The organism is Cupriavidus sp. SZY C1 (genome assembly GCF_032190535.1).
Classification (GTDB): domain Bacteria; phylum Pseudomonadota; class Gammaproteobacteria; order Burkholderiales; family Burkholderiaceae; genus Cupriavidus; species Cupriavidus pauculus_C.
The window spans coordinates 24,295-47,123 of the sequence record NZ_JAUANU010000015.1 but is presented as its reverse complement, the minus strand read 5'-3'; the positions used below and the strand labels follow the sequence as shown (position 1 = coordinate 47,123).

The following is a 22,829-nucleotide window of genomic DNA, read 5'->3' as shown; positions in this document are numbered from 1 at the left end:
GGCCGGTACGCTGTCGATGCTGCAACCCCTTCCCGCACCGGGAAGGGGTTTCGCTCGGCAGCGATTGCGGGTCAGCTCAGGTTGAGCGTTCGTTCCGACGGGTCCAGCGCATCGCCACGTTGCACGCGGATGTGGTTCTCCACGTCCTGCACGCCGAACACCGCTTCGGCGATGTCCTCGATGGCGCGGCGCGCGTAGCGGTCCGCGACTGTGCCGGACAGCTTGACCACGCCGCCTTCCACGTCGACCGATACCTCGGAGACGTCGATTGCGTCGTGCATGGCCAGCCGCTCGCAGACATCGTCACGGATGCGCGCATCGGCGCGCTGGTAGTTGCGCGGGCCGTGCGGCCGGATGGCGCCGGCGCGGGCGGGCATGTCGGGGCGGGTCGGATGGGCGCGGTAGCCCGGGTCGCCCGGATACAGCCGCTGGGCCCCATTGAAGGACTGGCCGCCGCTGTCGCTGCTGCCGAAATAGCCGGCGCCGCCGTAGCCCGGCTCATCGCGCCGCTGCGCCTGGTCGCGCTGCGACAGCGCGCGCCAGCTCTCGGCGCCTGACGGTTGCTGCCGCCGCCGCATGTCATCGTCGGCCGCATCGCGCTCACGCTCACCGCGTGCGTCGTCTTGCCGGTGCCGGCGGAAAAAATCGAACATGATGCACTCCTCAAGGCTGCGGGGTTAGCCTGGGAGGCGCAAAAACCGTGCCGATCACTTGGGACGGGGCGGCGCCAGATCGTCGCCGACGGCTGGCAGTTCGCCGCGCCGGCGCAGGTGTACCGCCTGCGCCACTGCCGCGCCGGCGTTTTCCACTTCCTTCTGCACGGCCGTGTCGGCATCCAGCGCGCGGTGCGAGGTCGCATACGGCGCGTAGTAGCCGATGAACCGGTCGAGCCGCGCCGGATGGCCAGCCTCGATCAGGCCCATCCAGCCTAGCCAGTCACTGAGCGAGCGCCGCACGCCTTCGATGCCGGCCACGTCGCCATGCGCGACCACGCCGAACACACGGCCCGCAAGGTGCTTGGGGTAGTGCCAGCCGCGCAGTTCCAGCGCCTTGGCTTCAGACACCTTCTTGCCGTGGGTACTGCTCGGGTCGGGGTTACCGCCGTCGGCGCAGACCAGCCGGTCCATCATCAGCTTGAGCGGGCTGGTGGCCTGGTACCAGTAGACCGGCGTGATGATCAGCACGCCATGCGCGCGCACCCAGCGTGGATAGAGCGCGTTCATCCAGTCATTGACCTGGCCCAGCGAGTGGTTCGGATAGCAACTGCACGGCCAGTGGCACAGCGGCATGGCCGTCGACACGCAGCCCTTGCACGGATGGATGTGCTTGTCGGGGTCCGACGTCAGCACGCTGAGATCGAGCGTGTCGACCTCCATGCCCAGCGCCTCCATCCGCGCGCGGGCAATGCCGGCCATGCGCCACGACTTCGACATCTCGCCGGGGCACGTGTAGTCGTTGCGCGCGGCACCGACCACCAGCAGCACCCGCGACGCGGCGTTGGCGTCGTCGTGCGCGCGCTGGGCTGCCGCGATGGCGTCGCGCGCCTGCTTCCATTCGACGGACACGTCATAGTCGGGGTCGGCGGCACCCGGCCCGGCTTTTTCGGTCAGCGGCGCCTTGCGGCCTTCGCTGTAGGCGTCCCAGGCGATGGCTTCGAGCCGGTCGATGGCGGCGTCCTCGGCACGGAAGGCGGGGTCATAGAACCGCGCGCGAAAGCGCTCGCGGAACGCTTCTCGCGACAGTTTCTGCGTCACCTGCCCCGTTCGGACGTCGTGGGCGGCGTCGGCATTGCCGGCATCGGTAGGGGTGGGCTTGCTGCTTGCCATGCGCGGTCCTGGCCGTGCCTTACTGCGGCGGCTGCCCGTTCGACGCGGTAAGCCCGCCGTCGACGGGCAGGTTCACGCCGGTGATATAGCGCGCATCGTCGCTGGCCAGAAACACGATGGCCCCGGCGATATCGTCGGGCTCCGCCGTGCGGCCCAGCGCGATGCGCTCCCGAAACCTGGCCAGCAGCGCTTCGTCCTGGAACATGTCCTCGGTCAGGTCGGTGCGGGTCAGCGTCGGGCAGACGGCGTTGATGCGCACGCCATCGCGCCCATAATCGAGCGCGAGCGCGCGCGTCAGGTTGACCACGCCGCCCTTTGCCGCGTTATAGAAGCCGAGCTTCCAGTCCGCGCCCAGCCCCGACACCGACGCGGTATTGACGATGCAGCCCTTGGAGCGCATCAGGTGAGGCAGCGCCGCGCGGGCGCCGAAGAACACCCCGTCGAGGTCGATCGACATCACTTCGCGCCAGTCCTCCACCGAAGCTTCGGTCGCGCGGCCGTCCGGTGCCACGCCGGCGTTGTTGACCATCACGTCGAGCTTGCCGAACCGGTCCACGGCCGCGCGCACCAGCGCCTCTACCTGGTCGAGCTGGCTGACATCGGTGACCTGCACCAGGCAGCGGTCGTCGGGCAGGTCACGCGCCACGGTCTCCAGCTTCTCGCGGGTGCGGCCGGCCAGCACCACGGCGGCACCTTCCTGCGCAAAGCGGCGCGCCGCCGCTGCGCCAATGCCGGAGCCGGCACCGGTGACGATGACGACCTTGTCCTCGAATCGCTTCATGGCGGGTACTCCTGTCGAAAGCTATGGATGACGACAAGACGCTTGCAACCCGCGTGCCGGATCGGGCGACCGCGCCGGACGGGCTGCGCGTGCGAGCGCCATGTACACGATGCAACGCCAAGGCAGTAAAAAGCGCATGCGGTGCGCCGAATGTACTCGCCAGCCGTACAGGCCGCGGACGTGCTGCGGCGCACGATGGCGCCCTGAAAGCTGGCATGGCCGATGCATCGCTTCCATCCCTGAAGCGTCTTGTCGCGCTTGTCGCCATCGATTTTCTGGAGACCGCCATGTCCGAACCCAGCAAGCCATCGCTTTCGAACCACCGCTACGGCGGCCACAGCGCCGTCAGCGACGACCACAGCAAGGTCGAGTACGAACAGGCCATGCCGGCCCACCTCGACAACTCCCCCACTCCGCCCTACGACGCACGCGGCGGCAACGAACCGGCTGGCGTGGAACGCCACGGCATGTACGGCACCGCGCCCGCCGGTGGGCCGTCCGCGCCGTTGGCCGACAGCACGCGTCCGCTGCCGGGCCCGGCATCGCTGGGCCAGTACGACAACGACGACATGCGCCCCGTGGCGCCGCTGGGCGACGCCCAGCAGCGCGAAGTGCTGGACGAACGGCTGGCGGCATACGTCGATCCGGGCACGGTGAAGGTGGAACTCGACGATCACGTCTGCGTGCTGCGCGGCCGCGTGCGCGACGCCGAAACCAAAGCACGCATTGGCCACATCGCCGAATCGACCCTGCCCGGCCGCGAGATCCGCAATGCGCTGGAAATTGGCGGCCCGGCCTGACACCGGCACGGGCACGCTTGTTGCGCCGCTGAGGGTTCCGATTGCACACACAGGAGACAGGCAATGGAACCCAATCTTCAATCCGGCCAGGGCGCGGGCATCGTGGGCTCCGGCGTCGGCGACGGCCCGGGCCCGGAAGTGATGGCCGCATCGAGCCTCGACGACACGAAGGTCTACGCATCAGACGGCGAGCACGTCGGCGAGATCAAGGAGATCATGATCGACGTGCAGAGCGGCCGCGTGGCCTATGCGGTGCTGACCACCGGCGGCTTCCTCGGCATCGGCGACACGCTGCACGCAATTCCGTGGAGCGCGCTGGTCATGGACACCGACGCCAAGTGTTTCCGGCTGGGCCTGACTGCGGACCGCATCAAGGACGCTCCGGGCTTCAACAAGGATAGCTGGCCGCGCATGGCCGACCCGCAGTGGGGCACCACGGTCCACGAATACTACGGCCGCGAGCCGTACTGGACCAACGTCGGCGGCACCATCTGAACGGCAGCGCCTGACAAGACCGCACTGCAAAGCGCCCGGGCATGACCCGGGCGTTCTTGTCTGGCGCAAGGGGCGGGTGGCAGTAGAGGACTGACTCTAGGACTGCCTGCCCGGTCAGATGCGCACGGAGATACTCCTGCGCCGGTGCATGGCCCATCGTCGTTTTTACAAACCATGCCAGGCGATTCAAACAGGCGGCGCATGCGGCGCCGGAATGGCGGCCGAGCCCTTGTCAGGACTCGGCGGACTGCACCGTGCGATGCAGCGCCGCACGACGCGGCCGTGCAAACCGTACATGTCCGCCGGGTACACCCGTGTGTCAGCCTTGCAACCGAATTGTGGGACTTCTCCGACAGTCATTTCGGCGCGGCGCGGCTGCCTTGGCCTGCCCGCGATGCCTATCGTTCCATCACGGCACGCACAAACAGCGGCCTGCCAGCAGTTCAGCATGCACGAATGCCGCGCGCGGTCTCCCTTGCACTCCACGAAGCAAGAAGAACGTGCATGCCGCGCGCGTTCCTGATCCAACGGTAAAGGTGAAAACATGACGCAATTCAAACGCAAGATCATTCTGGGCATGGCGCTGGCCACGACGGCCGTGCTGGCAGCCTGCGGCGGCGGCGACGACGGCATCGACGACCGTATCGGCCTGAGCAAGCCGGCCGTGCGCGTGATCCACGCCGTGACGGCAGGCCCGAACGTCGACGTGCTGCAGAATGGCGCGCTGACGTCGCTGCAGAACGTGCCGTACAAGACCGTGTCGGGCTACTTCGACGTGTCGACCGGCAACAACCTGTTCGCGTTCAACCTGACCGGTACGTCGACCCAGATCGGCTCGACCACCGTTGACGCCCGCACGGGCCACAAGTACACGGTCATCGCGCTGCCGGGCACCACGTCGGCCGACGTCGCCCAGATCGACGACCCGTACGGCAAGGGCCTGGTCGACACGCAGGCACGCGTGCGGACCTTCAACGCCTCGATCAACGCCCAGAACGTGGACGTGTACCTGACCACGCCGGCCGCCGACCTGAACTCGGTGTCGCCGAACATGGCCTCGGTGCAGTACAAGAACGCCGTGCCGGCGTCGGGCGCGGACTCGCAATATCTGGATAGCGGCACGTACCGCCTGCGCATCACCACGGCCGGCACGAAGACCGTGATCTTCGATTCGGGCTCGCTGACGCTGAACCGGAACGCCGACTGGCTCATCACGACGATCCCGGCCGACGGCATCGGCGCCGTGGTGCCCAACCGCATCAAGGTGCTGGTGGCCCAGAGCAACACCAGCAACGCGACGGCCCAGGAACTGGTGTCGCAGACGGCCGCCCAGTAAGCGCGCCGCCCGCCTGACCAGGCAACGCCCCGGTACCGCAAGGTGCCGGGGCGTTTCTCATGGTTGCGGCGATTCGACGTCGCGCTGCAGCACGTCGAGGTGCGACAGGTAGGCGTCCAGCTCTGCGCGCCCCTCGTCGGTGATCGTGTACACGCGGCCGTTGCCTTCCACCAGCTCGGCGGTGATGGCGCGCGCCATCATCAGACTGCGCAGCACGGGCCGCAGCGCACGGATGTTCTTGTCGATGCCGCGTTCGCGCAGGCGCTCCACGAGGTTGAATACCGTGGACGGGCTCGCCTGGACGAGCTTGAGGATATAGAGCCGGGAGACGATCCGGTCGAGCGAGGGAGTCTTCATGGGCGCAGGAGACGCAGCCAGAGGTGCGGGAATTCTGATCATCGTGCGCAGCCCTGGGCCATTGCGGCAGCCGGGCCTCTCTTCATGCTGGATTACCAAAAAAACGGGGTGCACGCAGGGCACCCCGAAAGCTTGCTAGTGACGCGCCGCCGGGGCGGCGCGGTGGTTCAGGAACGCCACGGAGCGTTATTCTTCCTGGAACGCTTCTTCGCGCTTCGCCTTGATCGACGGCAGCGCCACCACGGCCACCAGTGCCGCGGCCGCGATCAGCAGCCCCAGCGACAGCGGACGGGTGAAGAACACGGTGAACTCGCCACGCGACAGCAGCAGCGTGCGGCGGAAGTTCTCTTCCATCATCGGTCCCAGCACAAAGCCCAGCAGCAGCGGCGCCGGCTCGCACTTGAGCTTCAGGAACAGGTAGCCGATCACGCCGAAGCCCGCCGCCATGAAGACGTCGAAGGTCTGGTTGTTGACCGAGTACACGCCGATGCAGCAGAACGTCAGGATGGCCGGGTACAGGAAGCGATACGGCACGGTCAGCAGCTTCACCCAGATGCCGATCATCGGCAGGTTCAGGATGATCAGCATCAGGTTGCCAATCCACATCGAGGCGATCAGGCCCCAGAACAGCGACGGGTTGCTGGTCATCACCTGCGGGCCCGGCTGGATGTTGTGGATCGTCATCGCGCCCACCATCAGCGCCATCACGGCGTTGGGGGGAATGCCCAGCGTCAGCAGCGGGATGAACGACGTCTGCGCCGCGGCGTTGTTGGCCGATTCCGGACCCGCCACGCCTTCGATGGCGCCCTTGCCAAACTCATGCGCGAACTTCGAGGTCTTCTTTTCCAGCGAGTACGCCGCGAACGACGCCAGCGCTGCACCGCCGCCCGGCAGGATGCCTAGCGCCGAACCCAGCGCCGTGCCACGCAGCACGGCGGGAATCATCCGCTTGAAATCCTCCTTGGTCGGGAACAGGTTGGTCACCTTGTTCGTGAACGTCTCGCGCGCTTCCTTCTGTTCCAGGTTGGCGATGATCTCCGCGAAGCCGAACATACCCATGGCCAGCGCGACGAAGTCGATGCCGTCGGTCAGCTCGGGCACGTCGAACGAGAACCGTGCGGCACCGGAGTTCACGTCGGTACCGATCAGGCCCATCAGCAGGCCCAGCACGATCATTGCCACGGCCTTCGGCAGCGAGCCCGACGCCAGCACCACGGCGCCGATCAGGCCCAGCACCATCAGCGAGAAGTATTCGGCGGGGCCGAACTTGAACGCCAGTTCCGACAACGGCGTGGCAAACGCGGCCAGGATCAGCGTGGCCACGCAGCCGGCGAAGAACGAGCCCAGGCCCGCCGTGGCCAGTGCCACCCCCGCCCGGCCGCGCCGCGCCATCTGGTAGCCGTCGATCGTGGTCACCACCGACGACGATTCGCCCGGCAGGTTGACCAGGATGGCGGTGGTGGAGCCACCGTACTGCGCGCCGTAGTAGATACCGGCCAGCATGATCAGCGCCGCCACCGGGGGCAGCGAGTACGTGACCGGCAGGAGCATGGCGATGGTGGCGAGCGGGCCCAGGCCCGGCAGCACGCCGATCAGCGTGCCGAGCACGCAGCCCAGGAACGCATACGCCAGGTTCTGCAGGTTCAATGCCGTGGAGAAGCCCAGGGCAAGGTGATCGAACAATTCCATTGAAGGCGGCTCCTTAACCGGTGATGAACGCAGGCCACACCGGCATCTGCAGGTTGATGCCGTACACGAACGCGCCCATGCTGATCAGCACCAGCACCACGCTGTTCAGCAGCGCACCCTTCCAGCTGAATTCGTGGCTGGCCATCGAGGAGACGATCACGAGCACGAACACGGACAGCACCATGCCCAGCGGCTTGAGCAGCAGGCCGAACAGCACCACCGAACCCAGGATCCACAGCAGGATCTTCAGGTCCCAGCGGGCAAGCTGGTCTGTCTCGCCCTTGGACGACAGGGCACCGATCGTGACGACCGCGCCCAGCAGCGCCAGCACGAGCCCGAGCAGGAACGGGAAGTATCCGGGACCCATCTTGGCGGCTGTCCCCATGGAATAGCCGCGCGCGACGAAGGAAAAGCCCAGGCCGACCAGGATGAACATCAGGCCGGAGGCAAAGTCCTTTTGGCTGCGTATGCGCAAAACGATTCTCCTCAAAGTAGTGAAAGCGGTATCGCGCGGCTCGCCGGCTCTGACGCACCACGCTGCGAACGCGCGAATGCAGACACGTTCGACGCGATGGGGCGAACGATAAGAACGCGATCTTTCAGGCGCCTTTCATTTGTCTGGGTTCAGGGTATTTCCCGATTCCCCATACGTATGCGGGTCGACGCAGTTACATCACGGCGTGATGTAAATGCTGGCGCATTGAAAGTGAGTTGAAAGATGAGGCCGAAAGGAACGTGAAAGGCAGCGGCCCGGCGCCGCGCGGGCGCGCGGCGAATGGGGCGGGCGGAGCTTTCTGAAGGCTTACGGGCGGGGGACGTTGGAACGCGCAGAGGTCGTATGTCCGGTCATACGAAATGCCGTTGAATGTGTGCAGCATGCAGGCGACGCCGGGTTGCTTGCGCCGGCGTGCCTCCAGACAGCTATCGCACCGGCTCCGCGTCCTCGCACGGGGTGCCCATGCTGGTGTCCGGCGCCTGGCCGACGGCTGCGGGATGCGGTGCCGCCGGCAGGATATGGTTGCGCTTCCAGTTGCCGTACCGGTAGTACAGGAAGGCCATCACCACCGAGACGACCGAGCCCAGCGGAAAGCTCCACCAGATCGATTCCGCGCCGATGCGGGGCCCGAGGATCCACGCGAATGGCAGCCGGATCACCCACATCGAGACGAACAGGATCACCAGCGGGGCCATGACGGCGCCCGTGGCGCGCACCGTGCCGAACACGACGATCGTGAAGCCGAACAGGATGAACGACCACAGCACCACGCGGTTGATGTGCTGGGAGATCTCGATGGCCACACCGTCGTCGCCCAGGAAGAGCCCCAGCGAATGCCGGTTGAACAGGTAGATCAGCGCCACCAGCGCGCCGGTCATCAGCACGTTGAACAGCAGCCCCACCTGCGTGATGCGCGACACGCGTGCCCACAGCCCGGCGCCCACGTTCTGCGCCACCATCGACGACACGCTCGCGCCCACGGCCAGCGCCGGCATCTGCACGTAGGTCCAGAGCTGCGACGCCACGCCGTAGGCGGCGGTGGTCTGCGAGCCGTAGGTGTTGACCAGCGACATCATCACGATGGCCGACGACGAGATCACCACCATCTGCAGCCCCATCGGCAGCCCCTTGGCCACCAGCGCGCGCAGGATGGCCGTGTCCGGCCTGAGCAGCGCGAGCTGCGAGCGATGCAGCAGCAGGAAGTGCTTGCGCCGGTAGAGCAGCGCGATCATCGCCGCCAGGCTCGTAAGCTGCGCGATCAGCGTGGCCAGCGCCGAGCCGGCGATACCCAGCGCCGGAATCGGCCCGATGCCGAAGATCAGCACCGGGTTGAGCACGACGTCGAGCACGGCCGACAACAGCATGAAGTAGAACGGCGTGCGCGAATCCCCCGCGCCGCGCAGCGTCATCATCACGAAGTTGTAGAAGTACATGAACGGCAGCGCCACGAAGATGATGCGCAGGTAGATCACGGCCAGCGGCGCGGCGTCGGCCGGCGTGTGCATGGCCGCCAGGATCTGCGGCGTGAACGCGAACCCCAGCGCCGACGCCAGCACCGACAGCGCGACAAAGAACGTGGTGCTCGTGCCCACCACGCGGCGGGCCTCGTCGATGTCGCGCGCGCCAATCGCCTGGCCGATCATGATCGTGTTGGCCATGCTGATGCCGAACACCACCCCCAGCAGGAAGAACAGGATGATGTTGGCGTTGGACGTGGCCGTCAGCGCCGCCTCGCCCAGGAAGCGGCCGACCCAGATCGAATTGATCGAGGCATTGAGCGACTGGAGGATGTTGCTGCCCAGCACGGGCAGCGAGAACAACAGCAGCGTCCGGCCAATCGGGCCGGTGGTGAGTCTGGCGTCTGGCTTCATCGGGTGGAATTCTTCCGCACTGCAGCAACGGCGTGGGTTTCGGACGTGTCAGTCTAGTCCCCGCCCGTGACGGCGGCCAGCGGCGTTGCGCCGACAGCGGCGGCCGATAATCGGCCGACATGATCTCTGTGCGCGTTCCGGGCCGACGCGTTAAGCTTGCGTTTTTCCGACCGATCGTTCGCGGCCGCCGCCCCCGGCGCGCCGTCCCACCCCCGCACAGGAGACAGGCATGGTGTATCAGGATCTCGCCCTCTACATCGATGGAGAATTCGTCAAGGGAGGCGACCGGCGCGAGCAGGACGTCATCAATCCGGCCACGCAGGAACTGCTGGGCAAGCTGCCCCACGCCACCACGGCAGACCTGGATCGCGCGCTGGCGGCCGCGCAGCGCGCGTTCGAGAGCTGGAAGAAGACGTCGCCGATGGAGCGCTCGGCCATCCTGCGCCGCGTGGCGGAACTGACCCGCACGCGCGCCCGGGAAATCGGCCGCGACATCACGCTGGACCAGGGCAAGCCGCTGGCCGAGGCCGTGGCCGAGGTCACGATCTGCGCCGAGCACGCCGAATGGCATGCCGAGGAATGCCGCCGCATCTACGGCCGCGTGATTCCGCCGCGCAACCCGGCCGTGCGCCAGATCGTGGTGCGCGAGCCGATTGGCGTCTGCGCCGCGTTCACGCCGTGGAATTTCCCGTTCAACCAGGCCATCCGCAAGATCGTGGCCGCCATCGGCGCCGGTTGCACGCTGATCCTGAAGGGCCCCGAGGATTCGCCCAGCGCCGTGGTGGCGCTGGCGCGCCTGTTCCACGATGCCGGCCTGCCCCCGGGCGTGCTGAACATCGTCTGGGGCGTGCCGGGCGACATCTCGACCTACCTGATCGAATCGCCGATCGTGCGCAAGATCTCGTTCACGGGATCGGTGCCGGTGGGCAAGCAGCTCGCCGCCCTGGCCGGCGCCCACATGAAGCGCGTGACGATGGAGCTGGGCGGCCATTCGCCGGTGCTGGTGTTCGACGATGCCGACATCGAGCCGGCAGCCGAGATGCTGGCGCGCTTCAAGCTGCGCAATGCCGGCCAGGTGTGCGTGTCGCCGACCCGCTTCTACGTGCAGGAAAAGGCGTACGACCGCTTTCTGGCGCGCTTTACCGAGGTGATCGGCTCGATCAAGGTGGGCAACGGCCTGGACGATGGCACGCAGATGGGCCCGCTGGCGCATGAGCGCCGCATTGCGTCGATGGAGCAGTTCCTCGACGACGCCAGCCACCGTGGCGGCAAGATCGTGGCCGGCGGCGCGCGCATTGGCGACAAGGGCTTCTTCTTTGCCCCGACCGTCGTCACCGACCTGCCCGACGACGCCAAGCTGATGGTCGACGAGCCGTTCGGCCCGGTGGCGCCCGTGACGCGCTTTAAGGACACCGACGAAGTGCTGCGCCGCGCCAACAGCCTGCCGTACGGCCTGGCGTCGTACGTGTTCACGAATTCGCTGAAGACGGCGCACCACGTGTCGAGCGGGCTTGAGGCCGGCATGGTCAACATCAACTACTTCGGCATGGCGCTGTCCGAGACGCCGTTTGGCGGCATCAAGGACTCCGGCATCGGCAGCGAAGGCGGCCAGGAGACCTTCGATGGCTACCTGGTGACCAAGTTCATCACGCAGATCTGATCGGACGCGCCCTCTCCCGCCGCGCGGGAGAGGGCCACCGTCAAGCCTTCAGCCCCCTCGCTTTCCTGTAGTCCTCCGCAAACGCCTTCCACTGCGCCAGCGATACGTCGCGGCCGTGCCGCGCCAGGCGCAGCGCCATCGACTGCCAGCGCCCGCCGGCGGCAAAATCCTGCAATTTCTCGATCCGGTCGGCCGCCTGATGGCCGCAGCCGCGCAGGTGCGCCCATGCGGCGGCGCGCGCCATGGTGGTGAGCACGTCGATCAGCGCAGCCTTGTCGCGGCAATGCGCCAGGTCCACGCGATCGGTGCTCGGCTGCAGGCTCTTGACCAGGAACGACTCGCGCCGGTCGAGCGCCACGTACGACAGCAGCGCCGGCGACGCCGCCTGCATGACCTGCTGCACCGTTGCCACCCGCTGCCCGTCGCTGCCCCAATGCGGCTGCTGATGCCGCGGGCTTTCCCAGGCGCTCGGCATCGCGCGCTTCACGTCGAGCAGCCGGCGCGACGTCGGCAGGTGCATCTCGTGGGCCAGCACCACGTAGCGCTCCAGCCCCAGGCTGCCCACGCCCGCCACGCGGGAAGCCACATCCTCCGCAACGAAGCGGTGGCCGTGATGCGTCTGGCGCGAGTAGACCGCGATGATATGCGCGGCCCGCTCGCGTTGCGCACGGCTGGCGCGCTGCGCGTGCTTGTCCAGGTCCAGCCGCAGCCGGCCATTGCGCGTTTCGGTATGCGATGCCAGCAGCGTGCCGCGCTTGCGGCGCTTCACCTGGCGCAGCATCGTGGCCACCAGCCCGGTCGCGGTCGACCGCTCGATCCAGCGCGGCTTGCCGGCCCGCAGCGTCCGCGTGTACTCCGACAGCATGTTGGCGCAGGCCACGCGGGCGTCCGCCTCCGACAGCCGGTACTGCTGCCCGGCCACGAGCACGCTGGACAGCATGCGCACCACGTCGACGGTAACGGGCGCCACCAGCGCATCGTCGAAATCGTTCAGGTCGAAGTAGACCAGCCCGTTGTCGCCCTTGAACGAGCCGAAGTTCTCCACGTGCAGATCGCCGCAGACATAGCTCAACGGCGCGTCGAGCCCGATCTCGCCGCGCAGGGCGGCGGCGTAGAGATGGTTGGTGCCGCGGAAGAACGCGAACGGCTCGGCCGCCAGCGCGGCCAGCTTCATCGTGAGCCGGTCCGGGTCACGGCCGTGGTTGTAGATCAGGATGCTTTCGGTGGCAGCGTGCATGGGCGAGGTCCAGGATGGCACGTCGCGGCGCACGCCGCCCGCATGGCGACGTCAGCGGAAGAAAGCGCCGCGCGTGAGGAAAGTGTAATCCGCTTCCGCCGCCATCAGCCACACCAGCACCAGCAGGCACAGCGGCGGCAGCAGGATCGCACAGATCAGTGCCATGCGCTCCCAGGCCATGTGCATGAACACGGCGATGATCAGCCCGGCCTTGAGCGCCATGAACAGCAGGATCAGCGACCAGCGCAGGTAGCCGGTCAGGTGGTAGTAGTCCACCATGTACGACAGCGTGGACAGCACGAACAGCAGCAGCCAGACCTTCAGGTAGACCCCGATCGGGTGGGCCTGTCCGCCATGCTCGGCGGCCGGTTCGGCATGCGGGGATGCCTGGGTGGGAGTCGACGCCATGTTTCGCCTCACCAGAGATAGAACAGCGCGAAGATGAAGACCCAGACCAGGTCCACGAAGTGCCAGTACAGGCCGGCGATCTCCACGGGCTGGTAGTTGCCGCTCAGGTCGTAGTGGCCGCGCAGCACCTTGCTGGCGATGAACAGCAGGTAGATCACGCCGCACGTGACGTGAAAGCCGTGAAAGCCCGTGATCATGAAGAACGTGGAGCCGAACTGCGCCGCGCCCAGCGGATTGCCCCATGGCCGGATACCTTCGACGACGATCAGCTTGGTCCACTCGTACGCCTGCATGCAGACAAAGACCTCGCCCAGCCACGCGGTCACGAACATCAGCTTGGCGCAGGCCAGGCGGTCGCGCCGGTAGGCACAGTTGACCGCCATGGCCATCGTGCCGCTGCTGGTGATCAGCGTGAACGTCATGATGGCGATCAGCAGCATCGGCACCGGATGCCCGCCCACGTCGATGGCAAATACCTCGCTCAGGTTCGGCCATGGCACGGTGGTGGACATCCGCACCGTCATGTAGCCCACCAGGAAGCAGCTGAAGACGAAGGTGTCGGACAGCAGGAAGATCCACATCATCGCCTTGCCCCACGACACGTGGAAGGCACGCTCGTCCGAGGCCCAGTCCGCGACGAGGCCGCGCAGCCCCCCGGGCGGATGGCCGTGGGCTGGTTCGACAGCAACTTGCGAACTCATGGCGCCCCTCCCTATCGTCTGCCGCAGAGATAGTCGACGACCTCGGGCGTCAGCCACCCCAGCACGCCCAGCAGCACCACCCACACCGCGAGCAGGAAGTGCCAGTACCGCGCGCACAGGCCGATACGCATCAGCGTGCGGCTGCCGCTGCCGCGATCCAGCGCGACGAACGCAAAGCCGATCAGTCCACCGATCATGTGCAGGCCGTGCATCGCCGTCAGCATGTAGAAGAAGCTGCCGGCGGGATTGTTGGCCGGCACCACGTGCGCCGCGTACAGCGCCTGCCAGGCCCAGAGCTGGGAGGCGACGAAGGCCACGGCACCCAGGCCGCCCAGCCGCAGCGCCGTGCGGGCACGCGGCATCCGTCCCCGCCGCGCCGCGCGCGCCGCCATGGCCATCGCCACGCTGGCGGCGGCCAGCAACGCGGTGGAGAGCCAAACCTGCCACGGCAACGCGATCCGCTGCCAGTCCGGGCTGTCCATGCGCATCACGTAGGCGGTCAGGAACAGCGCGAACAGCGACGTGACCACGCCCATGAACACCCAGAGGCCCGTGCTGCCTGGCGCGCGCTGGCCGTGGCCGTGCGCGGCATCGCCGCCGGGCCCGCTGCCCGATGACTCCGGCGATGCGCGGAAGACGGCGGCGCCCGTCTGTGCGAGGGTTTCGGCTGTCATGCGATCGCTCCCCGGCTCGAATACGGTTCAGGCTCGGCGCCGCCGGCATCGGGCGGCGCGTTCTGGGCGATGAAGTCTTCCCGGGCGCCCGGCACGCTGTACGCGTAGGCCCAGCGGTAGACCACCGGCAGTTGCGGGCCCCAGTTGCCATGCACGGGCGGCGTCTGCGGCGTCTGCCATTCCAGCGACGCCGCGCGCCACGGATTGGGCCCCGCCACCGCCCCGCGCCGCAGGCTCCAGAACAGGTTGAAGACGAACAGCAGCTGCGCCGTGGCCACCACGAACGCGGCAATCGAGATGTACATGTTCATCGCGTGCGCCGATTCGGGGATGAAGCTGTAGTTGTCCCAGGCGTAGTAGCGGCGCGGCATGCCGAGGATGCCCAGGTAGTGCATCGGGAAGAAGATGGCGTAGGTGCCCACGAAGGTGACCCAGAAGTGGATGCGGCCCATCGTGTCGTCAAGCATGCGGCCGGTGACCTTGGGATACCAGTGATAGAGGCCGCCGAATACCACCAGGATCGGCGACACGCCCATCACCATGTGGAAGTGGGCCACCACGAAGTACGTGTTCGACAGCGGAATGTCGACGCTGACATTGCCCAGGAACAGCCCGGTCAGGCCGCCGATCACGAAGGTGCTGATGAACGCGATGGCGAACAGCATCGGCACCGAGAAGTGGATGTCGCCGCGCCACAGCGTGATGACCCAGTTGTAGACCTTGATCGCCGTGGGCACCGCGATGATCAGCGTGGTGGTGGCGAAGAAGAAGCCGAAATACGGGTTCATGCCGCTCACGAACATATGGTGCGCCCACACCACCACCGACAGCAGCCCGATTGCCAGGATGGCCCAGACCATCGTGCGGTAGCCGAAGATGCTCTTGCGCGAATGCACGCTGACCAGATCCGACACGATGCCGAACGCGGGCAGCGCCACGATGTACACCTCGGGGTGGCCAAAGAACCAGAACAGGTGCTGGAACAGCAGCGGGCTGCCGCCCTTGTAGTTGAGCTGCTGGCCCATGGAGACCATCGCCGGCATGAAGAAGCTGGTGCCCAGCGTCTTGTCCAGCAGCATCATCAGGCCGGACACGAACAGCGCCGGAAAGGCCAGCAGCGCCAGGATCGTCGCCATGAAGATGCCCCAGACGGCCAGCGGCATGCGCAGCAGCGTCATGCCCTGCGTGCGCGCCTGCAGCACCGTGGTCACGTAGTTCAGGCCGCCCATGGTGGCCGCGACGATGAAGATCAGCAGCGACACGAGCATCAGGATGATGCCCCAGTCGTGGCCCGGCGTGCCCGGCAGGATGGCCTGCGGCGGATAGAGCGTCCAGCCCGCGCCGGTGGGCCCGCCCGGCACGAAGAAGCTGGCCAGCAGCACGATCACGGACAGGAAGTAGACCCAGAAGCTGAGCATGTTCAGGAACGGGAACACCATGTCGCGCGCGCCCACCATCAGCGGGATCAGGTAGTTGCCGAAGCCGCCCAGGAACAGCGCCGTCAGCAGGTAGATCACCATGATCATGCCGTGCATCGTGACGAACTGGTAGTAGCGGTTGGGGTCGATGAAATCGAACTTGCCCGGAAAGCCCAGCTGCATGCGCATGAGGTTCGACAGCGCCACGCCCACCAGACCCACGAAGATGGCCACCAGCGTGTACTGCACGGCAATCACCTTGTGGTCCTGGCTCCAGACGTAGCGGGTCCAGAAGCTTTGCGGGCCGTGGTGCGCGGCATCGTCGGCGTAGGCCATCGTATCCTCCTCGGGCTCCTATTTGCCGGCCTGCGGCTTGGCCGTGGCGCCCGTGCCGAGCGACCGGATGTAGGCGGACAGCGCCGCCACCTCGGCATCGGTCACCGGCGTCTTCGGCATGAGCGGGCCGAACCCCTTGATCAGGCGCGCGTGCGGGTCCTCGATTTCCTTCTTCAGGAAGGCGTCGTCGACGGTGGCGTTGCTGCCGTCGGCAAACTGCTGCGTGGTGCCGTACAGGCCCTTCCAGGTGGGGCCGACGCTGGCGCCGCCGTCCACGCTGTGGCAGGCCACGCAGCCCTTGCCCTGCGCCAGCGCCCGGCCCTGCTCGGCCAGGTCGCCGCCGCCCGTGGGGCCGGTGCCGGTGCCCGTGCCCGGTGCGGCAGCCGGCTGTGCCGCGCGTGCCTGGGCCATCGCGAAGGTCTGCTGTTTCGCCAGCCAGGCGTCGAAGGCGGCCCCGTCTTCCACCACCACGTGGCCGCGCATGTTGTAGTGGCCCACGCCGCATAGCTGGGCGCAGAGGATGTCGAACCGGCCCGCCTGCGTGGGCGTGAACCAGAACGACGTCACCATGCCGGGCACCATGTTCATGCGGGCGCGGAACGGCGGGACGTAGAAGTCGTGCAGCACGTCTTTGGACCGCAGCAGCACCTTGACCGGCCGGTTCAGCGGCAGGTGCACCTCGGGGCCGGCGATCACGATATCGTCCTGGCTGTTCGGGTCCTCGGGATTGAGCCCCAGCGGATTGCTGGCGCTGACGAAGCGCGCGTCGGTGGTGCCCAGTTCGCCGCTCCTGCCGGGGAAGCGGAACCCCCACTGCCACTGCTGGCCCACCACTTCCAGCACCATCGCCTCGCGCGGCGGGCGCACGTAGTCGGCATAGACGATCAGGCCCGGCGCCAGCAGCGCCATGATGCCCACGGCGCTCAGGCCGATCAGCCAGCGCTCCAGCCGGTGGTTCTCGGGCTGGTAGGCGGCGCGGTGGCCGTCACGATGCCGGAAGCGCCAGACGATGTAGCCCAGCAGCAGGTTGATGACGACGAAGAACAGGCCGGTGATGACGAGGGTAATGATCAGCGTGTCGTCCATCTGCTTCCAGTTGGACGCCAGCGGTGTCAGCCACCAGGGGCTCAGGAAATGAAAGAGCACCGAAGCGGCAACCATGATGACGAGCACGATTGCGATCGCCATGTCCCCTCCCTCGCGTACGCAAGGAAACGGGCCGGCAAGTGCGCCCGTTCACGCACGTGGAATAAGCCTAGTGCATCGACTCAGGTCACTGCAAGGCGACATGGTCGCCCGTGGGTACGCGCGGGCGCACGCGCCTAGTGCACGACATCGCGCGATTCAAGCTTCCAGTAGCACAGCGCGATGCACATGCCGAACAGCAGGTGCCCCACCAGCGTGTGCCAGCCGCGCGCCTGCACGAACCATGGAAAGGCCGCCGTCATCACGTAGAAGTTGAACAGGTAGACCACCAGCCCGAACACGGCACCCACCAGCATCGACATGCCGATGCTGGAGTCGAGCTGGAACGGCGCGATGATGGCGCACAGCACGCAGCCGAGTATCGCGCCGATCACGAAGTGGATGACCAGCGCCACGGCGACGGTGCTGACGCTGAACATCGAGGTCTGCAGCACCTCGCGCCCCATCACGATGGCCGCGATCATGCGCGTGGTGCCCCACGGATGCACGCCGGCCACCATCGACGACCAGAACAGCTCGATGACAAGCAGCAGCGCCCCGGCGGCCAGCCCCGACACCGCCGCAGCGGACCAGTCCGGCAGACGACGCACGTAGTGGTGCGAATGCATGTGCAGTTCCATAGCTTCCTCCTGGAGGCCGGTGGCGCATGATGGCCATCATGCGTCCAGCATAGGACACCTGCCGCCAGAAGCGAGGGACGCCCGGCCCCACACCAGAAGCCTGCCGAAGCCCATGTCTCCGATGCGATACCTGATCGCCCGCTGCGCACGTGACGCGTTTCAAACACCGCGGGACAACCCTGAGCGCCCCGGCCTTGTATTCGCCACACACGGCCTATACTGGATGCACAAGGAAGCAAGACAGGAGACCGCCATGATCCACGTCCAGGCGCATGATCTTGTGTTTTTGATCCCCATGGCACTCGTTGGCCTGCTGGCGATGGGTGCGATTCCGGTGGCTGCCAAGGCGCTGCGCATCAGCTGCCGCTGCGCGGGCGCGATCATCGGTGTGCTGCTCGGGGTGCTGGTGCTGGAGGCGCTGCCGCTGCTGATCTAGCGGCCGCTGTTTCGAGAGAGAGAGAGAGAGAGAGAGAGAGAGAGAGGCGCCTTCGGGAGAAGGCGGCGCGTATGTCGCTGACGCTGCTGGCGGCCGCCTTGGCGGCACTGCTCGTGCTGACGATCGGCGCGGCGCTGTGGCGCTGCGGCCATCCGCATCGCCTGCGGTACCGGCGCTGTGCCCGCCGCCGGGCCGGGCTTGGCAGGGCGCGCAGGCACGCCCCATCACACTGAAAGCCTGCTTCAGATCTCGATCATCGAGAAATCGGCCTTGTAGACGTCGCACTCGGGGCAACGCCAGTCGTCCGGGATGTCTTCCCAGCGCGTACCCGGGGCGATGCCGTCGTCGGGCCAGCCCTGTTCCTCGTCGTACACCCAGCCGCAAATCAGGCAAACCCACGTCTTGTAGGCGATCGCTTCCTGCTCCAACACTCGCTCCTGTGAAATCCATTTGGTCGTCCGGGCCGAATGATACGTGGTTTCGCCCGGACGCCTGTGGACCGTCCGGCTACTGCCGGATCGAGAAATCGACGCGGTTCGGCGCGCCCTTGTCCTTGATGCCCTCGGCCGTCAGCTTGGGCGCGGTCAGGAACAGCTTGGCGTCGGGTACCTTGCCGTCGCGTTCCAGCGACTGCTTGACCGCCAGCGCGCGCTGGTCCGCCAGCGCCCGCAGTTCGGTATCGGTGACCGGGGCGTTCTGCAGCAGCAGCCTTTCCATCTCGGCCGGCGGCAGCGACTTGTTCAGGCCGATGAAGTTGGTCGGCTTCTTGAACGATTCGCGCTTGTACACGGCTTCCAGGTACTTCGGATACTCCTGCTTCGACACGGTCACGCGCGCGCCCTGGTCGCCGCCCTCGCCTTCCCCGGCCTGCTCGCCCGCCTGCGCGGACCGGCGCAGCTCGCGCTGCTTGGCGTTCGCCACGCGCTGGTCCAGCCATACGCGGCGCGCGCCGTCGGCGTCGGTGGCCGGGTCGATGCGACCGCTGATCTCCAGCCGCAGCGATGGCCGGTCGTTCAGCGCCTTGCCCACGGTCTCGATCTTCTTGCGCGCCTCGTCGGACAGCGTGGACGAACCCGTCGCGAACTCGATGTAGCCCAATTCCTCGCCCCCGCCGCCAAACGCCGACGCGATGAGCGAGAACGGCGACGTGATGGCCTTGGTCAGCAGGTTCACGATCACGCGCAGGATCACGCCGCCGATGCTGAACTCGGGGTCCGACAGCGATCCCGACACCGGCAGGTTGATGTCGATGACCCCGTTGCGGTCCTTGAGCAGCGACACGGCCAGCAGCACCGGCAGCTTGACCGCGTCGGGGCTGTCCACGCGCTCGCCGAACGTGAGCTGGTCCAGGTACAGGTGGTTGCGGGCATCGAGCTTGCCGTTTTCGATCTTGTACGCCACGTCCACCGTCAGCTTGCCCTTGGTGATCGGATACCCCGCGTACTTGGCCGCGTACGGCGTCAGCCGCGTCAACTCCACGCCGGCCGCCTTGGCCGCGATGTCCAGGTAGAGCTGCTCGCCCAGCGGATTGAGCTTGCCGCTGATGCTGACCGGCGCGTCGTCGTCGAGCCGGCCGTTGAGCACCAGGTCTGCCGGCGTCAGGTCCGCCGACGACACCTTGGACACCGACCCCTTCATGTCGGTGAGATTGGCGGAATAGTTGGGCTTGACGAAAAAGTCGGAAAAATTGATGTTGCCCTTGTTGATGGTGACGCCGCCCAGGCGGATCTGCGGCTTGGGCCCGGCCGGCTCGGCGGCCTTGGCCTGCGCCGGCGGTGCAGCGGGCCTGGCCTCGGGCGCTGACGCCGGGCTGGCCTGCGTCAGGCTGGTGGACGGCGCGGCCTCGCCCTTCTCGGCGCCGCCGGCCATCACGTCCTGCAGGTTCAGCCGGCCGTTGGCATTAAGAATCACGCGCGCATAGAAATCGTTCAGCGCCACGTTCTGGATTCCCACCTGCATCGGGCCGCGCGCCTCGTTCATGTTGAAGTCGATGCCGTTGACCGACAGCGCGCGCCAGCGCAGGAAGTCGTCGCCGGAGATGCGGTCGACGGTGCGCACATTGCCGGCCAGCGCGTTGCCGGTGAAACGCACGGCCATCGGCTTGCCGGGCGGCGCATCGTAGGCAAGCTTGCCCTTGAGCGTCATCGTGCCGCTGCGCAGCGCCGCGTTGAGGCGGTCCGCCAGGTACGGCTGCAGCGGCGCCATGTCCAGCTCGCGCAAATCTAGCTGCAACTGCGCGGCAGGCCCCGTCGGCGTCACCTGCCCGTCGATGTTCATCACGCCCTTGCGGCCGCTTTCTGCGTGGAACTTCATCGGCAGCGCGCCCGGCGACAGCGGCCACGTCACGGTGCCCGTGGTCAGGCCGATGTTACGGAACTGGTGGATGACCGGACGGCCACGGTTGGCCGCGGCCGGCGCATAGTCGGCCAGCCGCGCCTCGCCGCCATCGACGGCGACCTTGCCGACGCGCACTTTCCAGCCCGGCGCCGCAGCGCCATTGGCCGGCGCGGCGCCGGGGCGGGCCGCCGCCTTCTGATCGGCGGCCTTCTGCTGCGCGGACTGCGTGGCCCAGATTTGCGCCGATTCCAGCAACTGGCCGCGATGGTCGCGCGTGGCCGAGATGGCCGGCTTGACCAGCGCCACCTGTCCGGCCTCGAAAGTCTGCCTGGCCAGGTCGAGCTGGATGTCGTCGAGCACCAGCTTGTCGGCCTTGAGCAGCGGCAGGCTGGCGCCTTCGGTATCCGGCGCGCGCGCCACCCGTACCGCACGGCCGCCCCGTGCGCCTTGGCGCGGCGCCGCGACGGTCAGCCCCGCGCGGTCGTCGCGCTCGTTCGCGGCGGCGACCGGCGTGGCAGGCATCTTCACCGGCTCGCGCGTCGACACGTACACCGGCGACAGCTCCACGCGCGACTTCTGCAGCGTGAACTGGAAGACCGGCTGGGACCACGCCATCGCATAGTGCAGCTCGGCGTTGACCGCCGTCTTGCCGAACTGGCTCTGCAGTTCGCGCGGCCACCAGGCCGAAAAGCCCTGCGGCTGCAGGCCGGCCGTCTGCAGCGTGCCAGACAGCGTGCCCTTGTTCAGCGCCAGTTCGCCGCTGTGGCGGATCGTCTGGCCATTGGCGATTGTGATATTCGCGTCAAGCCTGGCAGGTTTGTCGCCGCTGCTGGCCAGCCCGGCCACTTCGACATTGACCGGGCCGATATCGAGCTTGCCGGGGCCGGAAGGCGCCAGTTCGTCGACGAATCCCAGCTTGGCGTCCTTCAGGACCACGCGCTCCACCGCATACGACCACGGCACCTCGCCGGCCTTGGGCGGCGCCTGCACGCCAGACGCCGCCGGCGCCGATGCCGCTGCCACGGGCGCGGAAGCCGGCGCCGCAGCAGCCGGCGCAGCCTTTGGCACCGGCGCGGCCTCGGGCAGGAAAGCCGTGGCCAGGTTCAGCGATCCGTCCTTGCGGCGCAGCGCCTGCAGGTCGAACCCTTCCAGGTCGATGCGCCTGACCTGCGCCTTGTGGGCCAGCGGCTCCACGCGCGCCAGGTCCACGGCCAGCCGGCCCGCGCGGATCAGCGGCGCACCGGCGCGGGTGACCACATCGGCCTCGCGCAGCGTCAGCGTGCCGGACACATAGAGGTCCTGGCGATCCTTGTCCTGCCGGAATCCCACGTTCAGCCGCGTATCGAGCAGCCCGCCCTTGACCTGCGCGTCCTTCAGCCTGGGCGCGAACGCCATGTAGCGGGCCACCTCCAGCCCGTCGAGATTGACGTTCAGGTCGGTCTGGCGCGTATCGGAAAACGGTTGCGACGTGCCGGCCAGCGCCAGCGGCGTGCCGTTGATCTTGGCGAACAGCGTCGGGCGCGTGTTGATCGTCGCGTCGTGCGGCAGGTTCGACAGGAACGGCAGCGTCAGCGTGAAATTTTCCACGCGCCGCAGGGTGTCCAGCGCCTTGTCCTCGTAGACGAAGCTCGCGTTGGTCACGGCGATATTGCTGACCGAGAACCTGGCCGGCTCGCTGTCGGCCGGCTTGGGCGGCTGCGCGGCAAAGCGGTCCTGGATGTCGGCAAAGCTCATCTTGCCCGCCGCATTGCGCACCACGTGCACGCTGAGCCGGTCCACGTGCAGGAAGTCGACCACCGGGGCGAGGCGCCAGATCGACGCGGCCGCCGCATCGGCCTCCACCTGGCCCAGCTTCAGCATCGGGGTCTTGCCGTCGGGCTCGAAGATGGTCAGGTCGTTGAGCGTGGCGCCCAGTTCGAACGGCCGCACGTGCGCGGCGCCCAGCGTGACCTTGCGGCCCAGGGCCTCGGTGGCGTGTTTTTCGACCAGATACCTGATCAGCGGCGGCCCGCCGAAATAGCCGGCCAGGCCAAACAGCGCCACCGCGGCCACCACCCCGCCCGCCACGCGCCACGCCATGCGCCGGCGCGGCGTTGCCATGGCCGCCCCTGTCGCAGCCTGGATCGAATCCTTGAAAGCCATGTC

22 protein-coding genes are annotated in these 22,829 nt (G+C 67.3%); 6 read left to right on the top strand and 16 right to left on the bottom strand.

The window, feature by feature from the left end:
* Positions 1-71: 71 nt before the first annotated feature.
* The 3 genes from QTN24_RS20835 to QTN24_RS20825 are packed head-to-tail and all read right to left on the bottom strand — an operon-like array spanning position 72 to position 2,607.
* Positions 72-653 carry a BON domain-containing protein gene (locus QTN24_RS20835; RefSeq protein ID WP_313839479.1) on the bottom strand — a complete coding sequence of 194 codons (582 nt, stop codon included), beginning with the start codon at positions 651-653 and terminating at the stop codon, positions 72-74.
* 54 nt (positions 654-707) lie between these two features.
* Entirely contained in the window at positions 708-1,826 is a 1,119-nt protein-coding gene (locus QTN24_RS20830; RefSeq protein WP_313839477.1) for a flavodoxin family protein, read from the bottom strand.
* A gap of 19 nt (positions 1,827-1,845) precedes the next feature.
* On the bottom strand, positions 1,846-2,607 hold the full coding sequence (locus QTN24_RS20825; protein WP_313839475.1) for an SDR family oxidoreductase: 762 nt from the start codon (positions 2,605-2,607) through the stop codon (positions 1,846-1,848).
* 287 nt (positions 2,608-2,894) lie between these two features.
* Here QTN24_RS20825 and QTN24_RS20820 point away from each other — a divergent pair, with 287 nt between their 5' ends.
* The 3 genes from QTN24_RS20820 (at position 2,895) to QTN24_RS20810 (ending at position 5,238) form a co-directional block, all read left to right on the top strand.
* On the top strand, positions 2,895-3,407 hold the full coding sequence (locus QTN24_RS20820) for a BON domain-containing protein (protein ID WP_313839473.1): 513 nt from the start codon (positions 2,895-2,897) through the stop codon (positions 3,405-3,407).
* Positions 3,408-3,470: 63 nt separating this feature from the next.
* Positions 3,471-3,902 (top strand): PRC-barrel domain-containing protein, encoded by a 432-nt coding sequence (locus QTN24_RS20815; protein ID WP_313839471.1) that lies wholly within the window; start codon positions 3,471-3,473, stop codon positions 3,900-3,902.
* Positions 3,903-4,446: 544 nt separating this feature from the next.
* Entirely contained in the window at positions 4,447-5,238 is a 792-nt protein-coding gene (locus QTN24_RS20810) for a DUF4397 domain-containing protein (RefSeq protein ID WP_124685483.1), read from the top strand.
* 57 nt (positions 5,239-5,295) lie between these two features.
* Here QTN24_RS20810 and QTN24_RS20805 read toward each other — a convergent pair whose 3' ends face one another.
* From QTN24_RS20805 to QTN24_RS20790, 4 genes are all read right to left on the bottom strand, one after another.
* Positions 5,296-5,595, bottom strand: a complete 300-nt coding sequence (locus QTN24_RS20805) for a PadR family transcriptional regulator (protein ID WP_124685484.1) — start codon at positions 5,593-5,595, stop codon at positions 5,296-5,298.
* Between the two features lie 186 nt (positions 5,596-5,781).
* Positions 5,782-7,284, bottom strand: a complete 1,503-nt coding sequence (locus QTN24_RS20800) for a tripartite tricarboxylate transporter permease (RefSeq protein ID WP_124685485.1) — start codon at positions 7,282-7,284, stop codon at positions 5,782-5,784.
* 13 nt (positions 7,285-7,297) lie between these two features.
* Positions 7,298-7,759: a tripartite tricarboxylate transporter TctB family protein gene (locus QTN24_RS20795; RefSeq protein ID WP_313839465.1), complete on the bottom strand. Its 462-nt coding sequence runs from the start codon at positions 7,757-7,759 to the stop codon at positions 7,298-7,300.
* A 446-nt stretch (positions 7,760-8,205) separates the two neighbouring features.
* Positions 8,206-9,651, bottom strand: coding sequence for an MATE family efflux transporter (locus QTN24_RS20790; RefSeq protein WP_313839463.1), 1,446 nt, complete (start codon positions 9,649-9,651; stop codon positions 8,206-8,208).
* Between the two features lie 232 nt (positions 9,652-9,883).
* On the opposite strand from QTN24_RS20790, the gene QTN24_RS20785 reads away from it, so the two are divergent.
* Positions 9,884-11,311 carry an NAD-dependent succinate-semialdehyde dehydrogenase gene (locus QTN24_RS20785; RefSeq protein ID WP_313839614.1) on the top strand — a complete coding sequence of 476 codons (1,428 nt, stop codon included), beginning with the start codon at positions 9,884-9,886 and terminating at the stop codon, positions 11,309-11,311.
* 40 nt (positions 11,312-11,351) lie between these two features.
* Here QTN24_RS20785 and QTN24_RS20780 read toward each other — a convergent pair whose 3' ends face one another.
* From QTN24_RS20780 to QTN24_RS20750, 7 genes are all read right to left on the bottom strand, one after another.
* Complete coding sequence (locus tag QTN24_RS20780; RefSeq protein ID WP_313839461.1) at positions 11,352-12,548, bottom strand: DUF2252 family protein; 1,197 nt, start codon at positions 12,546-12,548, stop codon at positions 11,352-11,354.
* A 51-nt stretch (positions 12,549-12,599) separates the two neighbouring features.
* Entirely contained in the window at positions 12,600-12,956 is a 357-nt protein-coding gene (locus QTN24_RS20775; protein WP_124685489.1) for a cytochrome C oxidase subunit IV family protein, read from the bottom strand.
* An 8-nt stretch (positions 12,957-12,964) separates the two neighbouring features.
* A complete protein-coding gene (locus QTN24_RS20770) occupies positions 12,965-13,657 on the bottom strand; it encodes a heme-copper oxidase subunit III family protein (protein WP_124685490.1) in 693 nt (230 codons plus the stop codon).
* An 11-nt stretch (positions 13,658-13,668) separates the two neighbouring features.
* Positions 13,669-14,331, bottom strand: a complete 663-nt coding sequence (locus QTN24_RS20765; protein ID WP_124685491.1) for a cytochrome c oxidase subunit 3 — start codon at positions 14,329-14,331, stop codon at positions 13,669-13,671.
* The gene (ctaD, locus tag QTN24_RS20760) at positions 14,328-16,085 is read right to left on the bottom strand and encodes a cytochrome c oxidase subunit I (protein ID WP_313839458.1); all 1,758 of its coding nucleotides are present in this window, start codon (positions 16,083-16,085) and stop codon (positions 14,328-14,330) included. The genes QTN24_RS20765 and ctaD overlap by 4 nt, the downstream gene beginning before the upstream one ends.
* Before the next feature lie 18 nt (positions 16,086-16,103).
* Entirely contained in the window at positions 16,104-17,273 is a 1,170-nt protein-coding gene (locus tag QTN24_RS20755; RefSeq protein WP_124685493.1) for a cytochrome c oxidase subunit II, read from the bottom strand.
* Positions 17,274-17,407: 134 nt separating this feature from the next.
* Complete coding sequence (locus tag QTN24_RS20750; protein WP_313839456.1) at positions 17,408-17,911, bottom strand: hypothetical protein; 504 nt, start codon at positions 17,909-17,911, stop codon at positions 17,408-17,410.
* Positions 17,912-18,164: 253 nt separating this feature from the next.
* On the opposite strand from QTN24_RS20750, the gene QTN24_RS20745 reads away from it, so the two are divergent.
* Positions 18,165-18,347 (top strand): hypothetical protein, encoded by a 183-nt coding sequence (locus QTN24_RS20745; protein ID WP_092602616.1) that lies wholly within the window; start codon positions 18,165-18,167, stop codon positions 18,345-18,347.
* Between the two features lie 71 nt (positions 18,348-18,418).
* Positions 18,419-18,580: a hypothetical protein gene (locus QTN24_RS20740; RefSeq protein ID WP_313839452.1), complete on the top strand. Its 162-nt coding sequence runs from the start codon at positions 18,419-18,421 to the stop codon at positions 18,578-18,580.
* A 9-nt stretch (positions 18,581-18,589) separates the two neighbouring features.
* On the opposite strand, the gene QTN24_RS20735 is transcribed toward QTN24_RS20740, so the two are convergent.
* Entirely contained in the window at positions 18,590-18,775 is a 186-nt protein-coding gene (locus QTN24_RS20735) for a rubredoxin (RefSeq protein ID WP_124685495.1), read from the bottom strand.
* Between the two features lie 79 nt (positions 18,776-18,854).
* On the bottom strand, positions 18,855-22,826 hold the full coding sequence (locus tag QTN24_RS20730) for a DUF748 domain-containing protein (RefSeq protein WP_313839449.1): 3,972 nt from the start codon (positions 22,824-22,826) through the stop codon (positions 18,855-18,857).
* Positions 22,827-22,829 lie beyond the last annotated feature (3 nt).

Excerpts from the sequence above, each read along its gene's own strand:
- QTN24_RS20740 (WP_313839452.1), top strand. The coding sequence starts at position 18,419 with ATGTCGCTGACGCTGCTGGCGGCCGCCTTGGCGGCACTGCTCGTGCTG.
- QTN24_RS20830 (WP_313839477.1), bottom strand. The coding sequence starts at position 1,826 with ATGGCAAGCAGCAAGCCCACCCCTACCGATGCCGGCAATGCCGACGCC.
- QTN24_RS20780 (WP_313839461.1), bottom strand. The coding sequence starts at position 12,548 with ATGCACGCTGCCACCGAAAGCATCCTGATCTACAACCACGGCCGTGAC.
- QTN24_RS20800 (WP_124685485.1), bottom strand. The coding sequence starts at position 7,284 with ATGGAATTGTTCGATCACCTTGCCCTGGGCTTCTCCACGGCATTGAAC.
- QTN24_RS20825 (WP_313839475.1), bottom strand. The coding sequence starts at position 2,607 with ATGAAGCGATTCGAGGACAAGGTCGTCATCGTCACCGGTGCCGGCTCC.
- QTN24_RS20750 (WP_313839456.1), bottom strand. The coding sequence starts at position 17,911 with ATGGAACTGCACATGCATTCGCACCACTACGTGCGTCGTCTGCCGGAC.
- QTN24_RS20835 (WP_313839479.1), bottom strand. The coding sequence starts at position 653 with ATGTTCGATTTTTTCCGCCGGCACCGGCAAGACGACGCACGCGGTGAG.
- QTN24_RS20730 (WP_313839449.1), bottom strand. The coding sequence starts at position 22,826 with ATGGCTTTCAAGGATTCGATCCAGGCTGCGACAGGGGCGGCCATGGCA.
- QTN24_RS20815 (WP_313839471.1), top strand. The coding sequence starts at position 3,471 with ATGGAACCCAATCTTCAATCCGGCCAGGGCGCGGGCATCGTGGGCTCC.
- QTN24_RS20755 (WP_124685493.1), bottom strand. The coding sequence starts at position 17,273 with ATGGCGATCGCAATCGTGCTCGTCATCATGGTTGCCGCTTCGGTGCTC.
- QTN24_RS20765 (WP_124685491.1), bottom strand. The coding sequence starts at position 14,331 with ATGACAGCCGAAACCCTCGCACAGACGGGCGCCGCCGTCTTCCGCGCA.
- QTN24_RS20745 (WP_092602616.1), top strand. The coding sequence starts at position 18,165 with ATGATCCACGTCCAGGCGCATGATCTTGTGTTTTTGATCCCCATGGCA.
- QTN24_RS20790 (WP_313839463.1), bottom strand. The coding sequence starts at position 9,651 with ATGAAGCCAGACGCCAGACTCACCACCGGCCCGATTGGCCGGACGCTG.
- ctaD (WP_313839458.1), bottom strand. The coding sequence starts at position 16,085 with ATGGCCTACGCCGACGATGCCGCGCACCACGGCCCGCAAAGCTTCTGG.
- QTN24_RS20775 (WP_124685489.1), bottom strand. The coding sequence starts at position 12,956 with ATGGCGTCGACTCCCACCCAGGCATCCCCGCATGCCGAACCGGCCGCC.
- QTN24_RS20810 (WP_124685483.1), top strand. The coding sequence starts at position 4,447 with ATGACGCAATTCAAACGCAAGATCATTCTGGGCATGGCGCTGGCCACG.
- QTN24_RS20820 (WP_313839473.1), top strand. The coding sequence starts at position 2,895 with ATGTCCGAACCCAGCAAGCCATCGCTTTCGAACCACCGCTACGGCGGC.
- QTN24_RS20770 (WP_124685490.1), bottom strand. The coding sequence starts at position 13,657 with ATGAGTTCGCAAGTTGCTGTCGAACCAGCCCACGGCCATCCGCCCGGG.
- QTN24_RS20805 (WP_124685484.1), bottom strand. The coding sequence starts at position 5,595 with ATGAAGACTCCCTCGCTCGACCGGATCGTCTCCCGGCTCTATATCCTC.